Origin of the sequence: Mucilaginibacter terrigena, from assembly GCF_004168255.1 — a bacterium.
Classification (GTDB): domain Bacteria; phylum Bacteroidota; class Bacteroidia; order Sphingobacteriales; family Sphingobacteriaceae; genus Mucilaginibacter; species Mucilaginibacter terrigena.
This window is the reverse complement of sequence record NZ_SEWG01000004.1, coordinates 359,362-374,091: the sequence shown is the minus strand read 5'-3', so window position 1 is coordinate 374,091 and position 14,730 is coordinate 359,362. Positions and strand designations below refer to the sequence as shown.

The 14,730-nt window shown below is 43.6% G+C and carries 14 protein-coding genes; 10 read left to right on the top strand and 4 right to left on the bottom strand.

Annotation, left to right across the window (positions count from 1 at the left end):
• The 5 genes from EWM62_RS11820 to EWM62_RS11800 are packed head-to-tail and all read left to right on the top strand — an operon-like array spanning position 1 to position 5,500.
• Positions 1-1,884 (top strand): alginate lyase family protein, encoded by a 1,884-nt coding sequence (locus tag EWM62_RS11820; RefSeq protein ID WP_129876873.1) that lies wholly within the window; start codon positions 1-3, stop codon positions 1,882-1,884.
• Positions 1,884-3,125, top strand: coding sequence for a glycosyltransferase family 4 protein (locus EWM62_RS11815; protein WP_129876872.1), 1,242 nt, complete (start codon positions 1,884-1,886; stop codon positions 3,123-3,125). Before EWM62_RS11820 ends, EWM62_RS11815 begins: the two co-directional genes overlap by 1 nt.
• A 10-nt stretch (positions 3,126-3,135) precedes the next feature.
• Positions 3,136-3,756 (top strand): sugar transferase, encoded by a 621-nt coding sequence (locus EWM62_RS11810; RefSeq protein WP_129876871.1) that lies wholly within the window; start codon positions 3,136-3,138, stop codon positions 3,754-3,756.
• Positions 3,753-4,361 (top strand): acetyltransferase, encoded by a 609-nt coding sequence (locus EWM62_RS11805; protein WP_203235032.1) that lies wholly within the window; start codon positions 3,753-3,755, stop codon positions 4,359-4,361. The genes EWM62_RS11810 and EWM62_RS11805 overlap by 4 nt, the downstream gene beginning before the upstream one ends.
• 8 nt (positions 4,362-4,369) lie before the next feature.
• Complete coding sequence (locus EWM62_RS11800) at positions 4,370-5,500, top strand: DegT/DnrJ/EryC1/StrS family aminotransferase (RefSeq protein WP_129876870.1); 1,131 nt, start codon at positions 4,370-4,372, stop codon at positions 5,498-5,500.
• Positions 5,501-5,520: 20 nt separating this feature from the next.
• Here the strand turns inward: EWM62_RS11800 and EWM62_RS11795 are convergent, their stop codons facing one another.
• Both EWM62_RS11795 and EWM62_RS11790 read right to left on the bottom strand, forming a co-directional pair.
• Positions 5,521-6,720: a DUF1501 domain-containing protein gene (locus EWM62_RS11795; protein WP_129876869.1), complete on the bottom strand. Its 1,200-nt coding sequence runs from the start codon at positions 6,718-6,720 to the stop codon at positions 5,521-5,523.
• Positions 6,721-6,767: 47 nt separating this feature from the next.
• Positions 6,768-8,147, bottom strand: a complete 1,380-nt coding sequence (locus EWM62_RS11790; protein ID WP_129876868.1) for a DUF1800 domain-containing protein — start codon at positions 8,145-8,147, stop codon at positions 6,768-6,770.
• A gap of 621 nt (positions 8,148-8,768) precedes the next feature.
• On the opposite strand from EWM62_RS11790, the gene EWM62_RS11785 reads away from it, so the two are divergent.
• The 5 genes from EWM62_RS11785 to EWM62_RS11765 all read left to right on the top strand — a co-directional run bounded on the left by EWM62_RS11785 (position 8,769) and on the right by EWM62_RS11765 (position 13,463).
• Positions 8,769-10,523 carry a polysaccharide biosynthesis protein gene (locus tag EWM62_RS11785; RefSeq protein WP_317127810.1) on the top strand — a complete coding sequence of 585 codons (1,755 nt, stop codon included), beginning with the start codon at positions 8,769-8,771 and terminating at the stop codon, positions 10,521-10,523.
• 118 nt (positions 10,524-10,641) lie between these two features.
• Entirely contained in the window at positions 10,642-11,577 is a 936-nt protein-coding gene (locus EWM62_RS11780; RefSeq protein WP_129876866.1) for a KpsF/GutQ family sugar-phosphate isomerase, read from the top strand.
• A 2-nt stretch (positions 11,578-11,579) separates the two neighbouring features.
• Entirely contained in the window at positions 11,580-12,317 is a 738-nt protein-coding gene (kdsB, locus tag EWM62_RS11775; RefSeq protein ID WP_129876865.1) for a 3-deoxy-manno-octulosonate cytidylyltransferase, read from the top strand.
• Positions 12,304-13,083: a 3-deoxy-8-phosphooctulonate synthase gene (gene kdsA / locus EWM62_RS11770; RefSeq protein ID WP_129876864.1), complete on the top strand. Its 780-nt coding sequence runs from the start codon at positions 12,304-12,306 to the stop codon at positions 13,081-13,083. The genes kdsB and kdsA overlap by 14 nt, the downstream gene beginning before the upstream one ends.
• 20 nt (positions 13,084-13,103) lie before the next feature.
• Complete coding sequence (locus tag EWM62_RS11765; RefSeq protein WP_238989339.1) at positions 13,104-13,463, top strand: DUF6122 family protein; 360 nt, start codon at positions 13,104-13,106, stop codon at positions 13,461-13,463.
• Here the strand turns inward: EWM62_RS11765 and EWM62_RS11760 are convergent.
• Positions 13,460-13,939: a nucleoside deaminase gene (locus EWM62_RS11760; RefSeq protein WP_129876863.1), complete on the bottom strand. Its 480-nt coding sequence runs from the start codon at positions 13,937-13,939 to the stop codon at positions 13,460-13,462. The two genes, EWM62_RS11765 and EWM62_RS11760, sit on opposite strands and share 4 nt — an antisense overlap.
• 93 nt (positions 13,940-14,032) lie before the next feature.
• On the bottom strand, positions 14,033-14,632 hold the full coding sequence (locus EWM62_RS11755) for an OmpH family outer membrane protein (protein ID WP_129876862.1): 600 nt from the start codon (positions 14,630-14,632) through the stop codon (positions 14,033-14,035).
• Positions 14,633-14,730: the final 98 nt, after the last annotated feature.

Below are 14,730 nucleotides of genomic sequence, written 5' to 3'. Positions count from 1 at the left end.
ATGTTAGACAAAATTGTAAAAGCGGGCCAATTGATCGGTAACATGGGCTGGAGATATGTATTTTTCCGGGCCGGTTTCGAGTTGAAGAAAAGGTCGGGTCTTTTACAAAAAGCTTTCCTCACAAATCCTGCTGTTAAAACCAACTTAACGCTTGCGCAGTGGCGTGGAAGGGATATCCCCTTCTTTTTTAAAAATAAGGCATCAGTTGAGTTGGATCAGCCGCTATCTGAGGAGTTAACGAAACAGTATCAAAAGCTATCCACACACACCTACCCGTTTTTTTCGAGCCTGGAGTTTAACCTGGGTGTAGATCACAATTGGTTTAAAAACCCTGATACGGGTTTTTGTTACGATGGCAATGCCCACTGGTTAAACATTAACGATTACAGCAAAACTGCCGGCGATATCAAATTTGTGTGGGAGCCTTCGCGTTTTTCGCACCTGTACACGCTTATCCGTTACGATAAGCATTCGGGAAAGGATTGCTCGAAACAGGTTTTTAGCGAAATTGAGAACTGGATAGATGCTAACAAAATAAACCAGGGGCCAAACTACAAATGTAGCCAGGAAATATCCCTGCGGATCTTGAACTGGACTTTCGCGCTGTATTATTACCGCGATTCGGCAAGCCTTACCGATGCGCTGTTTGAAAAAATTCAGCATTACCTATACTGGCAGGCACAGCATGTGTACGATAATATCAATTTTTCGCGCATAGCGGTCAGGAACAACCACGCAATAACCGAAACACTTACCCTTTACCTGATGGGGATGCTTTACCCGGAGCTACCAGGGGCTGCAAAGTGGAAGAAGGATGGTAAGCACTGGTTTGAAGAAGAGATAGCCTACCAGGTTTATGAGGATGGCACCTTCCTGCAATTCTCTATGAACTATCACCGGGTGGTGGTGCAATTGCTAACCTGGGGCATCCGTTTAGCTGAAATAAATAACGAACGCTTTGCCGGTGTGGTTTATGATCGCGCCAAAAAAAGCCTGTTGTTTTTAACAAGCTGCATGGATACCCAAACCGGTATGCTGCCAAACTATGGGGCTAACGATGGCGCATTGTTCTTTAAATTAAGCGATAACCATTACCGCGATTACCGGCCTCAATTGCAGGCATTGAGTAATGCCCTTGGCGTAAAATGGAATTATGGTGATTTTGAGGATAGCAATTGGTATGGCTTAAACGAAAAAAACAAAAAGGATGGGCTAAAGTTAACTGAAGGTTATTCCCATTTTGATAAAGGCGGCTACCACATCTACAGAAAAAATAACGCGCTTAGTTTTATAAGGTGCGGCGATCATAAAGACAGGCCATCGCAGGCAGATAATCTGCACCTGGATATTTGGCACAAGGGCCTAAACCTGTTGCACGATGCTGGTAGTTATAAATACAACGGCGCGCCCGAAGACCTGAAATACTTTATGGGCACACAATCGCATAACACGGTTATGCTGGGTGATAACGACCAGATGGAAAAGGGAGCCCGCTTTATATGGTACCATTGGACACAGTGCCAATCGATTAAAACAGAGGAGACCGACCAATACTTTTACTTCGAGGGGACAATCAAAGCGTTTATGCACATTGATAAGAGCATCAGGCATACCCGTCGGGTAAAGATCGACAAAACAGCCCCGGTTTGGGAGGTTGAAGACGTTATAACAAACAAGCCTGCAGATTTAGCGTTAAACCAGCTATGGCACACCTGTTTCCCCGAAATGCTCAGCATCAGATCATCTACTGAAACAGATAACGATATACAGCCTGTAATTTCTGATGGGTATTATTCATCATTTTACGGGCAAAAAGAAAAATGTACCGAACTGCGGTTTTCAACAAACCAAAGCCGTATAAAAACAATAATCACTATTAATTAATGAAAGTACTTTTACTGCACCAATATTTTTTAGAACAGGACGATCCCGGAGGTTCGCGTTTTAACGAACTTACCGCGCAATGGACAAGCCAGGGCCACCAGGTAACTGTTATTGCGGGTATGATGCATTATAACGGCCACGAAAAACGCGCCGAGTACAAAGGCAAGTGGTTCAAAAAAAATGAACAGGGCGATGTTACCGTATGGCGCACCCACGTATCCGAAAGCTATAACTCGGGATTTATTGGCCGCTTATGGGGATATTTTTCATTCGTATTTTCGGCCTTATGGGCTGGTTTATTTAAAATAAAAGGCAAGTACGATATTATCCTGGTTACCTCGCCGCCATTGTTTATCGGTATAACCGGTTACTTGCTTTCGCGATTAAAGGGCGTGCCCTTCGTGTTCGAAATTCGCGACCTTTGGCCCGAGTCGGCTATTGATACCGGTGTGGTTACCAATAAGCTCATCATTAAAATGGCCTATGCTTTCGAGTCGTTTATTTACAAACGGGCTAAAAAGATCAACGTTTTAACACCAGCTTTCCGTAAAACGCTTATCGAAAAAAAGAATGTATCGCCGGATAAGATCATTTTTATCCCGAACGCATCAGATTTCAGCCTGTCGGACCACCTGCTGGAAAGCTTCGACACTGCAGCCTTCCGTAAAAAACATAACTGGGAAGGCAAGTTTGTAATAACCTATGTAGGTGCGCATGGCGTAGCTAACCATCTGGAGCAGGTAATAGAAACAGGCGACCTGCTGCGCGATACCAATGTGTTATTTGTGCTGATAGGGCAGGGGATGCAAAAAAACCATCTTAAAGAAATGGCCGCTAATATGAAGGTGGATAATGTGCTGTTTTTAGATCCGGTATCAAAAGCGGAGGTGTTTAAATATATTTTTGCATCGGATATGGGTGCATCTGTGTTGAAAAACGTGGAAACCTTTAAAACCGTTTATTCAAACAAGACCTTTGATTATATGGCTTGTAAAAAACCTATCCTGATGGCTATTGACGGCGTATCAAGGGAATTGGTTGAAGAGGCAGGGGCAGGCATTTTTGTTGAGCCCGAGAACCCAAAAGATTTTGAAGCTAAAGTAAGGTTATATTTGAACGACCCTGAGAGAATTGTACGCGAAGGCGAAGCCGGTTACCGGTACGCCAAAGAGAACTTCGATCGTAAAAATTTAGCAAATAAGTACATTAATTACCTTCAGACTTTTAGCACCGAAAAATAATACGCAGCACATGGCAGGCAAACTATACAGCAATTTTTTTAAACCTTTAATTGATACCATTTTAGCATTAATGGGGTTTATTATTTTGTCGCCGGTATTTTTAATAGTTGCCGTGTTGCTGTTAATATTTAACCGGGGAAAGGCGTTTTTTTTACAACCGAGGCCGGGTAAGGGGGGCAGGATCTTCAGGGTTATAAAATTTAAAACCATGAACGACCGCCGTGGAATAGATGGGCAGCTACTGCCCGATGCCCAGAGGATAACGCCGTTTGGCTCGTTTGTACGCAAAACATCGCTTGATGAGATCCCGCAGCTGTTAAACGTTATTAAAGGTGATATGAGCCTGGTTGGGCCAAGGCCTTTACTGGTAGAATATTTGCCGTTGTACACTACAGAGCAAAGCAAACGGCACAATGTAAGGCCCGGCATAACCGGCTGGGCGCAGGTTAACGGCCGCAATGCCATAAGTTGGGATGAGAAATTTAAATACGATATTTGGTATGTAAATAACATAAGCCCGGCCACCGATATTAAGATCATATGGATGACGTTCAGCAAAGTCTTTAAATCAGAGGGGATAAGCCAGCAGGGGCATGTAACCATGGAAAAATTTGGAGGTACACGATCATGATCTATCTATACGGTGCCGGCGGCCATGCCAAAGTTATACTGGAGATCTTAGCAGCAGCCCAAACCCCTGCACAGGGTATTTGGGATGAGCACAAAGAGGGCGGGTTGCTTGGCTGTAAGATAGCGGGAAAATTTGATCCTGAAAACTTACCGCACGGCCACGAAATGATACTGGCGATAGGCAGCAACCAGGTACGTAAAAAGTTATCCGGGCAGCATGCCGGGATTAAATTTGCATCAGCCATACACCCAACAGCGTGCATATCGCCAACGGCAAAAATTGGCACAGGTACAGTGGTTATGGCAAACGTAACCGTAAATGCGGATACGGTTGTAGGTGAGCACTGCATCTTAAATACCAATTGTTCTGTTGACCACGATAACCAAATTGGTAATTTTGCGCACATATCGCCAAATGCTGCTTTGGCAGGCAATGTTGTAGTAGGCGAGGGTACACATATTGGCATTGGCGCATGTGTGATACAGGGTATAAAAATTGGTAAATGGGCCACCATCGGGGCGGGGACAGTAGTTATAACTGATGTGCCCGACTACGCAGTTGTTGTAGGCAACCCCGGAAAAATAATTAAGTATAATACGATATAAACTAATATATGAGCGCTAAAATATGGCTTTCGAGCCCGCACATGGGCGGCGAGGAATTTAATTTTGTAAAAGAAGCATTTGATACCAACTGGATTGCACCTCTTGGCCCAAATGTTAATGGTTTTGAAGCCGACCTGCAAGCCTTCACAGGTTCAACACACGCGGCTGCGCTATCATCGGGTACTGCCGCTCTACATTTGGCGCTAATTATGTTAGGCGTTGGCCCCGGCGATGAAGTGATATGTCAAAGCTTTACATTTTCGGCTACGGCTAACCCAATTGTTTACCAGGGCGCAACGCCTGTTTTTATCGACAGCGAAGCCGAAACCTGGAATATGTGCCCCATACAGCTTGAAAAAGCCATTAAGGAGCGCATAGCCAATGGCAAAAAGCCCAAAGCGATTATACCGGTACACCTGTATGGTATGCCCGCGCAGATAGAACGTATCATGGCCCTGGCCAACCAATACGAGATCCCTGTTATTGAGGATGCCGCTGAAGCGTTGGGCTCATCGGTAAACGGCAAAGCTGCCGGCACATTTGGTGTTATGGGTGTGCTATCATTTAATGGCAATAAAATAATAACCACCAGCGGCGGTGGCGCGTTGATATCTGATAACGATGAACTGATCAGCCAATCGCGTTTCCTGGCCACTCAGGCCAGGGATAACGCCCCGCATTACCAGCACTCGCAAATAGGGTATAACTACCGTATGAGCAATGTTTGCGCCGGTATAGGCCGCGGGCAGATGCAAGTATTAAACGACCGGGTAAACCAACGCCGTAAAAATTACGATACCTATGTAAAAGAACTTAGCTCGTTACCGGGTGTCAGCTTTCTGCCTGAGCCTGCAGGTTACAAAAGCAACCGCTGGTTATCAACCATTTTAGTTGATCCTAATGCAAGCAATGGCGTAACCCGCGAAGATATCCGTTTGGCTTTGGAGAAAGAAAATATAGAGTGCCGCCCGTTGTGGAAACCCATGCACCTGCAGCCGGTGTTTGAAAAATATCCATCGTACGTGAACAACGTAAGCGAAGAATTATTCAATAACGGCTTGTGTATCCCTTCAGGTTCAAACCTGAGCGAAGGCGACCTGCAAAAAGTAATAAGCCATATAAAAGCCCTGTTTAATTAAACAAGGCTTTTATAATTTTTTTATATAAAGTCTAACCCTTTAAAGCTTTTATTAAGCACCTGGCTGTTATTTATATTCAGCCATTTATCAAGGAAGGTAGCATAAACATCCCTGAAATCTATCTGGTACTTAAGGTCGCCGTTATCAAGGGTTGCAAGATCAGGGGCCGCATTATATATGCCGGCCTTTTTTAATTTACCGCCATATATAAGCACGTTGTTAGCTGTTCCGTGATCGGTACCGTTACTGGCATTCTGCTCTACCCGGCGGCCAAATTCAGAGAACGTCATCACCAGCGTATCATCAAGCTTATTGGTTTTTTTCAGGTCTTTTATAAACGCGGCTACACCATCGGCATAAATTTTTAACTGTCGGTTTTGCTGGTGCTGCTGAGAGATATGCGTATCAAACCCGCCCAGCGAAACATAGTAGATCCTGGTTTGCAGGCCCGAGTTAATAAATTTAGATACGGTTTTAAGCTGATTAGAGAACGTGTTGGTAGGGTATACCGACGATACATTGTACAACTTTGATTTTTCGTGTATATAATCAACCGATGAATAGGTTTCTATCATGGTTTTATACAGGTAGCCCAGGTTATCCTCGTTCAAATTGGCATCATGATCGTTGGTCACCAAGTCTTTAAACAGTGGCTGCCTTGTAGATGCGTAAAGCTTATTTGGGTTTTGTACGGCTATGCCTTTTTTAGTAGCGCCTTTCATTACCAATGATAGGGAACTATCCACCTCAATGGCATCATACGGGTATTGGCAGGTTTGGCAGTTCGAATCGAGGTAACGGCCTATCCACCCGGTGCTTAAAAACTGGTCGGCATCACTGGCGGTTTGCCATATATCCATCGACCTGAAGTGAGAGCGATCGGGGTTTGGATAACCAACCGAATTGATGATGCTCATCGAGCCCTGGTCATAAATTTCTTTTAACGAGGCCATAGCAGGGTTCAGGCCCAGCATTTCGTTTAGTTTTATCACGTTAGCCTGTGGTATACCAATGGTTTTCCTGCTGCGGTAATATATATCGTTGCCATAAGGCACAATGGTATTAAGCCCATCGTTACCGCCCGATAGCTGTATAACTACCAGGTTTTTGTATTGGCTAAGCTGGCTCATGGACATAGCTTCCAGCGGCTTTAAAAAAGCCGGAATAAGAAAAGCTCCTGAGGCAAGTGCTGTATTTTTTAAAAATTCTCTGCGTTGCATAATTAAATTTTTTGTGGTCGGTTATAAAAAGCGCCTGGTTTAATCACTTAACAAAGTTGGTATTCTGGCGTCGACACTATCATCATCAGCATGGCCCTGGTATCGGGTTGCTTTTTGATCCTGGCAGCTAAATTAGGCCCGATATTGCTATTCAAAATATAGCCTGCAACCTGTAACGGTGCCAGGCCTTTTGGAATGGATTGCACCAATTTTGCCCAGTTTGGTATTGATTTGGTGGTGTTTGCCGCAACGTTTGAATCCTGCTTTTGCATAGCGGCTACATATAACTCATCTTCGGCGCTAACTTTGCCGGTAGCCTCCAATACCCCCGCGCTTAAAATAGTAGATGGTAATTTAAGCCTTGCCATTAACGACGAACTATCTATCCAGTTGCGTCCGCCCGACCATCCGGCCACATTTGGCGGCCTGAACAAGGTTTGCCCAAGCACACGTTGCACCTGCATAAGCATTAACGGGTCCTGGTAGCTTACATAAAATTGGCGGGTTAAACTACATAGCAGTTCAATAGGCGATTTTATAAGCGTACCAACATTTTTATCCTCATAAAACCAGGTTGATTTAAACACATGCTCCAGCAGCGGCCTTACTTCATATTTAGCATTATACCAAACAGTAGCCATTTCTTCTACCTGTGCTTTGTCCGGAACCTCGTTTACCAGGTACCTGTAAAGCTTGGTGCAAATAAAGCGGGCGGTTTGCTTATCGGCCAGCAGCATGTCAATCACCTGTTCGCCGGTAAAACTGCCCGATTTGCCACGGAAATTTTTAGGGCCTGTATCATGTACTTTTGCATTAAATATATAATCGCCGGTATCTTTATTAAATGTCCACCCGGTAAAGGCACGTGCCGCTTCTTTAATGTCCTGTTCGGTATAATTGCCGCGGCCAAGTGTAAATAATTCCATCACCTCCCTTGCAAAGTTTTCGTTAGGGTGCGATTTCCGGTTCTGCTCGTTATTTAAAAAGTGAAGCATGGCCGGGGATTGGGATACCTTAAGCAGCATATCCCTGAAATTGCCCAGGGCATATTCACGGTGAACATTGTTCAGTTGCTGTTCAAACAAAGGGTTAGCCACACTGCAGGCAAAGTGATTATGCCAAAACAGGGTCATCTTCTCGCGAAGCTGGGCCTTACTGTTGCACATTTGTAACAGCCAGGCCGTATTAAGGCTTACATCCTGCATATGCCTTTGAACCACTTTTATCCTCTTATCTTCGGGTGTAAGCTTTTTAGGGTTCACCATATCAATGTTCTCTGTAATTACATGGATTGGCGATCGTGTTTCCGAATCTGCAAACAAGGCGCTTACAGCACTTTTAAGGCTAATGTTGTTAAGGTTAGTATTAAATGTGATGCCGAAACCGGCCCTGGAATACAGATGTTTTAACTCATCAAAATTATTCATACCTGCGGTTTAATTGTTTCTGACAATCATTTTTTAAATTAGTTTAAAACTAAAACGTAATGCTAACGTATATATGTTGTATTTGTGTTTAAAGTTTACAAAAAGTAATGCTAATGTTACCTTTATAAAACTATTCATAAGGGGCAATAATGATATATAATAATAGTATTTTAGATCATATCATTTATTGCATAATGTATTTAATAATTTTTAAGCTTTAAATTAATATTAAACAACACCGCGTCCCTCCGCGGTGCTAATATTTTAGATTGATAATAATAGCGGCGTTTAAATATTTAATTGGTAAATAAAACGGAAACTACTGTTAATTTTGGTTATTAATTAGTTTTAATGTAATTTTGCACCTCCGTTATTTTCTATTTTTAGGTATTTGTAATGCTTGTGACTTAGAAGTAATTCTGCCATATGAAAAAATATTTACTTTTTAGTAAGGTTGTACCCAGGTGGATAATAATGTTATTTGACTTTGTTATTGTTACATGGTCATTTGCTTCCTCATATCTTATCGTTCATCGTTTTGAATTCGCCAATATATTAAGAGGGTACTTTTTTGTGTATACAGGCCTGTACTGTATAATTGCAGCGTTAGTAATGTATGCAATGCGTATACACACCGGGCTTATCAGGTATTCAAACACACGCGATGTATTGCGCATATTCGGTTCGGTATTTATTAGCAGCATAGTATATATAACGGTAATTACCCTTTGGGTTAAACCATTTTTATCAGTGAATACTGCTACTATCGATCTGGTCCTTTTAGTTAACTTCTCGGTATCCAGCACATTACTTATCTTACTCAGGAGTGCTGTAAAAAGTGCTTTTAATTATTTAAATAACTATTCAAGCTCAAAAAAAACCGTTGTACTTATATACGGCTCAGATACCAGCGCGGTGCTGGTTAAGCAAGCTTTAGAAGCCAGCGCCAAAACAAATTTTGTTATTGCCGGCTTTGTTGATGATGCCGATTCGAGCAAGATCAATAAAGAGATACAACAGGTTAGGGTTTACGACATAAATAAGCTTGCCAAGCTTAAAGAGAAGCGCGCTATTGATAAAATGATCATCATGAACCATCATCTTGATGAACAATCGAAGAAAACCGCGTTGGAAGCCTGCCTTGCTTTAGGCATACAGATACTTACCGTACCACCGTCTGATCAGTGGATATATGGTAAACTTAATATGCAGCAAATAAAAGACCTTAAAATTGAGGACTTATTGCAGCGTAAAACTATCCAGATAGATACTACCCGCATATCTGAAGACCTGCAGGGTAAACGTGTACTGGTTACCGGTGCGGCCGGTTCTATCGGGTCCGAAATTGTGCAGCAGGTATTACAATATAACCCCGCAATGGTTATCCTTTGCGACCAGGCCGAATCACCGTTGCACGACATTCGCCTTGAGGTAGAAGAAAAGTTTGCGCAGGTGCCTGTTAAGATCTTTATCGGCGATATCAGGAACTATTACCGCATGGAGAAACTTTTCTCTGATTACCGGCCCGAGGTTGTTTACCATGCCGCTGCTTACAAGCACGTGCCAATGATGGAAGAAAACCCATCTGAAGCGGTAAGGGCAAACGTATTGGGTACAAAAAACATTGCCGATCTTTCGCTTGCTTTTGGTGTAAACAAATTTGTAATGGTATCTACCGATAAAGCGGTTAACCCATCTAACATCATGGGCACCACCAAGCGTATTGCCGAAATTTACATACAATCGCTTAAGGATAGCCCGGCTAATAAAGGTACTTGCTTTATCACTACCCGTTTTGGTAACGTGCTGGGCTCAAACGGTTCGGTTATACCACGCTTTAGGGCGCAGATCCAAAAAGGCGGGCCTATAACAGTTACCCATCCCGAAATTACCCGTTACTTTATGACCATCCCCGAAGCCGTACACCTGGTGTTAGAGGCGGGCACGATGGGTAGCGGCGGCGAGATATTTATTTTTGATATGGGCGAACCGGTTAAAATAGTTGACCTGGCGCTTAAAATGATAAAACTTGCCGGTTTACAGCCCGACAGGGATATAAAAATTGTTTACTCAGGCTTACGCCCGGGCGAAAAATTATACGAAGAACTGCTTAACCAGGGCGAGAATACTATGCCTACCCACCACGAAAAGATCAAAATATCTGAAGTGATAACCTATCCTTACAAACAGGTAGCTGATGATATCAACGATCTTATTTTATTAAACAAGCAGAACGATGAAATGGCTATGGTAAACAAAATGAAGGAGATAGTTCCGGAGTTTATCAGCAAGAATTCTAAATTCGAAAACCTGGATAGCAACCGCGAAGTAAGCATACCTGCCGAAACAAGTAAGTTGCGCGTACTTCAGGATTAAGCTGTTTATTGCTTATTACATCGTCAAAATTCAACCTGGGTATAAGGCACCATTTAGCTTATCAAATTTTATTGAGTATAATTGCAATACAAAATAAGTCTCCCGGCTTCTGCATTTAATGAAAAGTATTGCCCAAAAAGTATTTGATATAGAAATAGCATCGTTGCAATACGTGGCTTCGATGATCGACGAGCAGTTTAGCCAGGCTGTTGAAGCCATCCTGCGGTCTGCAGGTAAGCTTGTAGTCTGCGGGATGGGCAAATCCGGCCATATCGGCAAAAAGATCTCCGCTACATTTACCAGTACAGGCAGCCCCAGCTTTTTTATGCACCCTGCCGAAGCCTTTCATGGCGATTTGGGCATGATAAATGCCGACGATGTGGTAATACTCGTATCCTACTCGGGCGAGACTGAAGAGGTGCTAAAGATCGTCCCTTACCTGCAATACAATAAAAATGTATTCGTAGCCATTACCGGTAACTCCAATTCAACCCTTGCAAAAAATGCCACCTACCATTTAAATGTTTGCGTTAAGCAGGAGGCATGCCCTTTAGAGTTGGCGCCGACATCATCAACCACGGCCACATTGGTTATGGGCGATGCGCTGGCAGTAGCTTTAATGACGGCGCGGGATTTCTCACCTGCCGATTTTGCACGGTTCCATCCCGGCGGCAGGCTTGGGCGTAAGTTATTGGTAAGGGTAAAAGATCTGATGCGTACCGATAAGCTTCCGTTTATTGATACAAAAGCCACCTTTACGCAGCTTGTACTGCAAATGAGCGAAGGCAAGTTAGGCATGGTAATAGTGGGCACACCCGATAAGGTAGCAGGTGTTATAACCGATGGCGACCTGCGGCGGGGCCTGGTAAAGTACGATGATCTGCATAATTTGCCTATTACAGAAATTATGAACACCAACCCCAGGATCATTAACGAGCATGAATTGGTATACGATGCCGAAACGTTAATGATGGAACGAAAAATAACTACGCTGTTGGTGCATAACGACGAAGATGTACTGACAGGCGTTTACCAGATCTTTAACCAGGCTTAATAATGAAAGCGATCATTGTTATACCCGCACGCCTTAAATCTACCCGGTTGCCGCGCAAGGTGCTTGCCGATCTGTGTGGTAAGCCGGTTATACAACGGGTTTATGATGCCTGCCTTAAGGCCACCCTGCACCACGAGATATGGATAGCGGCCGACAGCGATGAGGTATTTAATGTTTGCAAAGCTTTTACCCCAAATGTTGTAATGACACGCGAAGACCACCCCAGTGGTACCGACCGGATTGCTGAGGTAATTGAAAATATAGCCTGTGATATAGTTGTGAATGTACAGGGCGACGAACCATTTTTTGATGCAGGGATAATTGACAGGCTGATAACCGCGCTGCAGCAAAGTGATGCGGTTATGGCCAGTGTTTGTGCGCCGGTGCAGGATTTAGAAGAATTGAATAACCCCAACCTGGTGAAGGTGATAACCGATGTAAATGGCAATGCCATATATTTTTCCAGGCACGCTATCCCTTTTTCGAGAGATGGAGAAGTGGTTGATACATCGGTTTATAAAAAACATATGGGGGTGTATGCTTACAAGGCCTCGTTTTTAAAAGAGTTTATTACCATGCCGGTTTCGTTTTTAGAAAGCATCGAAAAACTGGAGCAGCTAAGGGCGATTGAGAACGGCTACAAAATTAAAATGATAGAAGTAAAGGGCATCGAAAAGGGAATAGATACCCCTGCCGACCTGGAACTTGCACGTAAAAAAATAGCAGATGGCACTATATAAAGATATTACCCAAAAACCTTTTTTTATTGTTGGCCCATGTGTAATGGAAAACCAGGACCTGCTTTACACCGTAGCCGAAAAGGTTGCCGAAATAGGCAGTAAATACCCGGTAACGGTTGTGTTTAAATCGTCATTTGATAAAGCTAACCGCACCAGCGTAAATGCCTACCGCGGCCCGGGCTTAGCAAAGGGTATGGAGATGCTGAATAATGTAAAAGAAAAATTTAACCTGCCCGTTACTACAGACATCCATGAGCCTTTCCAGGCTGCTGCATGTGCCGAAGTGGTGGATATATTGCAGATCCCGGCATTCCTTTGCCGGCAGACAGACCTGCTTGTGGCCGCGGCCGAGACCGGCAAAATAGTGAACATTAAAAAAGCGCAGTTCCTGTCTGGCCAGGATATGTTTTACCCGGCGCAAAAGGTTAAAGAATCGGGCAACGACCAAATCATATTGACCGAGCGTGGTAACTCATTTGGCTATAACAATTTAGTGGTCGATTTCAGGAACATTGCCGATATGGTGCAGTTTGGCTACCCGGTTTGTATGGACTGTACCCATTCGGTGCAGCGCCCGGGCGGTGCAGGTGGCAAAACCGGCGGCGACCGTAAATTTGTGCCAAATATGTCGCACGCGGCAAAAGCATTTGGGGCAAGCGGCTACTTTATCGAAACCCATCCCGACCCTGACCACGCCATGAGTGATGGTCCTAACATGCTTTATCTAAAAGATCTGGAAGAATTAATAAAATCGTTAATAAACTAAAATTATACCCGTTGAAACTTATGCTATTGGTTTTGATGGGAAGTTTTAATTTATTGACCGTGCTGCGGCCCTTGTTACACTACGGGTTGCATTTTTTAGCGCCGGGGCTGCTGGCTTTTATATTTTTCAGGGATAGGTGGAAAAAGGCCTGGCTGATAATGGTTGCCACCATGATAGTTGATGCCGACCACCTGCTGGCTAAGCCCATTTTTAACCCGGCAAGGTGCAGTGTAGGTTTCCACCCGCTGCATTCTTATTATGCAATAGGCGTGTACCTAATTCTTTTGTTTTTCCCGAAAACAAGGATAGTAGCGGTAGGCTTGCTTTTTCATATGCTTACCGATTTTGAAGATTGCCAATGGATTGGCCTGATAAACTAATAGTCCTTTTTACTTTCCGAGATCTCCCATTGTTTAAAGATCGCCAGGGCTTCGTTGTGCATCAATTGTACAAAAGGTAACTCGCGCTTTTCCATGGGCTTGGCTAATTCATCATAAATAAAGTGATCGTCAAAGCCAATATCGGCAGCATCTTTTTTGGTATTGGCATAATATATTTTACTTATACGCGCCCAGTAAATAGCCCCCAGGCACATAGGGCATGGCTCGCAACTGGTGTATATCTCGCAGCCTTCTAAATTAAATGTGCCCAGTTCCTGGCAGGCTAAACGTATAACAAATACCTCGGCATGCGCGGTAGGGTCGTTTTGTGGTATAACCCGGTTTGCGCTGCGCGCCACAACCATACCGTCTTTCACTATAACAGCACCAAAAGGGCCGCCCTGTGCCTGCCTTACGTTATATTCAGACAGGTCTATAGCCATCTGCATAAATTTTTCGTTCCCGGTATCTTCCATATCAGCCTAAAATTAAAAAACCCCGGCTATAAGCAGGGGTTTTAAATTATTATTTTTTAATCTGCACATCTGCATATTCGCACATCTGTCATATTATTTTTTGTCTTTAGTGTAAGCTTCGTTCAGGCGTTTAACCACATCGGCGGTTACGTCAAGGCTTGGGTCGCCGTAAAGCACGGTAGTGTTACCTTTTTGGTAGGTTAATATCATTTTGTAACCCTTTTCTTTAGCGTAAGCTTTGGTAAACTCAACCAGTTTGTCGTAAAGCTTGGTTTGTTCGCTCAACTGGTCGTTTTGTACCTGTGCGCCGGCATTTTGCTGGTATTGCTGAAACTCCTGGCCTTTCTTCTGTAAACGCTGCTCGGTAGCCTGGCGCTGATCTGCAGGCATGGTAGCAGCAGCTTTTTGGTACTCTACATATTCGCGCTGAATGGCCTGCTGGCGCGATGCAACGTCAGACTGCGCGGCTTTGCCTTTTTCGCTAAGGCGTTTATCCATATCCTTTATATAGTCGTATTTACTAACCAACGAATCCTGGTTGATGTAAACAATTTCAGGCGCTGCACCGGCAGTGCTTGCGGTTGTAGACGCGGCTGGTTTGCTATCAGTTTTATTTTGGTTACAAGCAGATACACCTGCGGCAATTAATATTGCCAATACTGATTTTGTAACAATTGATGCCTTGATTTTCATTGTGTTTATCTTAAAAAAAATTTTGACAAATATAATCTTTCGCCACAAGTTTCCTAACCATTAATTAACATGTTTATTACCAGTCATATTTATCCACA

Bases quoted from the DNA above. Each gene is read 5' to 3' on its own strand.
- EWM62_RS11820 (WP_129876873.1), top strand. From the start codon at position 1: ATGTTAGACAAAATTGTAAAAGCGGGCCAATTGATCGGTAACATGGGC.
- EWM62_RS11815 (WP_129876872.1), top strand. From the start codon at position 1,884: ATGAAAGTACTTTTACTGCACCAATATTTTTTAGAACAGGACGATCCC.
- EWM62_RS11810 (WP_129876871.1), top strand. From the start codon at position 3,136: ATGGCAGGCAAACTATACAGCAATTTTTTTAAACCTTTAATTGATACC.
- EWM62_RS11805 (WP_203235032.1), top strand. From the start codon at position 3,753: ATGATCTATCTATACGGTGCCGGCGGCCATGCCAAAGTTATACTGGAG.
- EWM62_RS11800 (WP_129876870.1), top strand. From the start codon at position 4,370: ATGAGCGCTAAAATATGGCTTTCGAGCCCGCACATGGGCGGCGAGGAA.
- EWM62_RS11795 (WP_129876869.1), bottom strand. From the start codon at position 6,720: ATGCAACGCAGAGAATTTTTAAAAAATACAGCACTTGCCTCAGGAGCT.
- EWM62_RS11790 (WP_129876868.1), bottom strand. From the start codon at position 8,147: ATGAATAATTTTGATGAGTTAAAACATCTGTATTCCAGGGCCGGTTTC.
- EWM62_RS11785 (WP_317127810.1), top strand. From the start codon at position 8,769: ATGCGTATACACACCGGGCTTATCAGGTATTCAAACACACGCGATGTA.
- EWM62_RS11780 (WP_129876866.1), top strand. From the start codon at position 10,642: ATGAAAAGTATTGCCCAAAAAGTATTTGATATAGAAATAGCATCGTTG.
- kdsB (WP_129876865.1), top strand. From the start codon at position 11,580: ATGAAAGCGATCATTGTTATACCCGCACGCCTTAAATCTACCCGGTTG.
- kdsA (WP_129876864.1), top strand. From the start codon at position 12,304: ATGGCACTATATAAAGATATTACCCAAAAACCTTTTTTTATTGTTGGC.
- EWM62_RS11765 (WP_238989339.1), top strand. From the start codon at position 13,104: ATGCTATTGGTTTTGATGGGAAGTTTTAATTTATTGACCGTGCTGCGG.
- EWM62_RS11760 (WP_129876863.1), bottom strand. From the start codon at position 13,939: ATGGAAGATACCGGGAACGAAAAATTTATGCAGATGGCTATAGACCTG.
- EWM62_RS11755 (WP_129876862.1), bottom strand. From the start codon at position 14,632: ATGAAAATCAAGGCATCAATTGTTACAAAATCAGTATTGGCAATATTA.